We start from the raw sequence: 2,598 nt of genomic DNA on the forward strand, positions 1-2,598 counted from the left end.
TCCAGCGCGAGCGCGTGAGCGCCTGCGCGCCAGCGCGGCGCCGCGTCGCCGCCGCGCCGCTCGAGCGTGAAGCGCGCGGGCTGCGCGCCCGTGGCCGCCACGAAATCGGCGACGTCGAGCGTCCAGCCGCCAGGATCGTGCTGCCAGCGCGCGACCAGTGCCAGACGATCGAACGCCGCGCGTGGCTCGACCATGGCGCCCGCGCCGATCGTCACCGGTTCGCGCGCGGCGAAGCGCGTGTCGTCGAGCGCGACGCGCGCGCGTGCATCGTCGATCCGCCCCGCCGAGAGCCGCAGCCACAGCTGCAACGCGCCATGGCCTGCGAGCGGTTGCACGCCGGCAGCCGAAATCGCCGCGGCGAACGCGGCGAGATCGAGGTCGCGCCCGCCGACGTAGACGTCGCCCGAGCGCTCGGCGGGATCGATGTCGGCGACCAGTTCGAGCGGTGGCGTCGCGCTGTCGGCGCTGCGCACGCGCCCGAGCACGCGCATCACTGCCCCGCGGTTGAGCACGCGCACCACCGGCGCCGTGAACTCGAGGTGCAGCTCGTGCGCCGGATCGTCGACCGCGAGCTTGAGGCGCGTGATCTCGAGCGCACCGAGCGCGCCCATCGAAACCGGTTCGTCGCGCGGCGACGACGAGCCGAGGTCGAAGTCGCGCAGCTTCCATTCGCCGCCTTCGTGCACGAGTCGAAGTTCGACGTCGGCGAGGCGGAATTCGCTGAAGGCGCGGTTGCGCTGCACCGCGGCGAGCAGGTCGAACGCGAGTTCCGCATGCGGGATCACGACGGGCGCCTTGCCCGCGCCGCCTTCGATGCGCACGCCGTCGAGCGCGAGCAGTGGACCGCCGCCGACCCAACGCCCGTCGACGCGCGCGATCGTGACCGCGCGCCCGAGCCGCCCGGACAGCCAGCGCTCGACCTGCTGCGGATGCTGGTTCAACCACGGCATCGCGAGCTGCGTGATGCCGGCGAGCACGCCGAGCGCGATCACGCAGGTCGCCGCCGCCGCCAGCAGCGCGAAGCGCAACCGGCGGACGCACATCCGCAGCCGGGTGGTCATGCCACCCCCACGGCTGCGCTACAGCAGCACGACATCGTACTGCTCCTGCGAATAGTGCTCCTCGGGCTGGAAACGGATCGTCTTGCCGATGAACTCCTCGAGTTCGGCGACCGCGACCGACTCCTCCTCGAGGATGCGATTGACGACCTTCGGCGCCGCGAGCACGAGCAGTTGCTGCGCTTCGAACTGGCGCACGGCGCGCGTGATCTCGCGGAATATCTCGTAGGTGATCGTCTCGGCGGTCTTCACGCTGCCGCGGCCGCCGCAGGCCGGGCACGGTTCGCACAACTGCCGCTCGAGGCTCTCGGTCGTGCGTTTGCGCGTCATCTCGACGAGGCCGAGCGGCGACATGTCGTACACGGTCGCCTTCGCGTGGTCGCGCGCCATCGACTTCTGCAACTGGCGCAGCACCTGGCGCTGGTGCTCCTCGTCGGTCATGTCGATGAAGTCGATGATGATGATGCCGCCGAGGTTGCGCAGGCGCAGCTGGCGCGCGGCGGCCTGCGCGGCTTCGAGGTTGGTGCGGAACACCGTCTCCTCGAGATTGCGCGTGCCGAGGAAGCCGCCCGTGTTGACGTCGATGGTCGTCATCGCCTCGGTCTGGTCGACGATCAGGTAACCGCCCGACTTCAGCGGCACGTCCTTCTTGAGCGCGTTCTGGATCTCGTCCTCGACGCCGTAGAGGTCGAAGATCGGGCGCTCGCCGGGGTAATGCTCCACCCGCTCGGCCAACTCGGGCATGAACTGCGAGACGAACCGCTGCGCCCGCTCCAGCGTTTCGCGCGAATCGATGCGCACCTTCTCGATCGACGGCCGCATGAGGTCGCGCAGCGCGCGCAGCGGCAGGCTGAGATCCTCGTAGATGCGCTCGCCGACGCGCGCGCGCGCCATCTGCTCCTGGATGTTGGTCCACAGCTTGCCGAGGTAGTCGATGTCCTCGGCGAGCGCCTCGCGCGACTGGCCTTCGGCATTCGTGCGCACGATGTAGCCGAGCCGCGGCGCGGGCGGAACCGCGGGTTGCGTCGCCGATGGCGGCGTCGACGGCGGTTCGATGCCGGTCGTCAGCAGCGCCAGCATGTCCTTGAGCCTCTGGCGTTCGGTTTCGTCCTCGATGCGGACGGACACGCCGAGCACCTTGCTGTACGGCAGCAGGACGAGGTAGCGCGACGGTATCGACAGGTGCGTGGTGAGCCTGGCGCCCTTGGTGCCGATAGGGTCCTTGACCACCTGCACGACGATGTCCTGGCCGTCGCGAACGAGTTCGCCGATCGGCGGCGAAGGTGCGGCCGCGCCGTCGCCGTTCTCGCCGGTCACCGTAGCGTGCGGCCGCACGATGTCGGACGCGTGCAGGAATGCGGCACGGTCGAGGCCGATCTCGACGAAGGCGGCCTGCATACCGGGCATGACCCGGCTGACCTTGCCCTTGTAGATGTTGCCGACATAGCCGCGGCGGCTCGCCCGCTCGACGTGGACCTCCTGCAGCATGCCGTTCTCGACCAGGGCGACGCGCGTTTCCCGCGGGGTCACGTTGATCAGG

The 2,598-nt window shown here is 70.0% G+C and carries 2 protein-coding genes; both read right to left on the minus strand.

Annotated elements, in window-relative coordinates:
- Positions 1-1,061: hypothetical protein (locus VI238_RS00880; RefSeq protein WP_331647458.1), on the minus strand; the 1,061-nt coding region annotated here is incomplete at its 3' end.
- 18 nt (positions 1,062-1,079) lie between these two features.
- On the minus strand, positions 1,080-2,597 hold the full coding sequence (locus VI238_RS00885; RefSeq protein ID WP_331647459.1) for an Rne/Rng family ribonuclease: 1,518 nt from the start codon (positions 2,595-2,597) through the stop codon (positions 1,080-1,082).
- Between the last annotated feature and the right edge of the window lies 1 nt (position 2,598).

The sequence above is a fragment of the Dokdonella sp. genome, assembly GCF_036518555.1.
In the GTDB taxonomy this organism is placed as follows: Bacteria; Pseudomonadota; Gammaproteobacteria; order Xanthomonadales; family Rhodanobacteraceae; genus Dokdonella_A.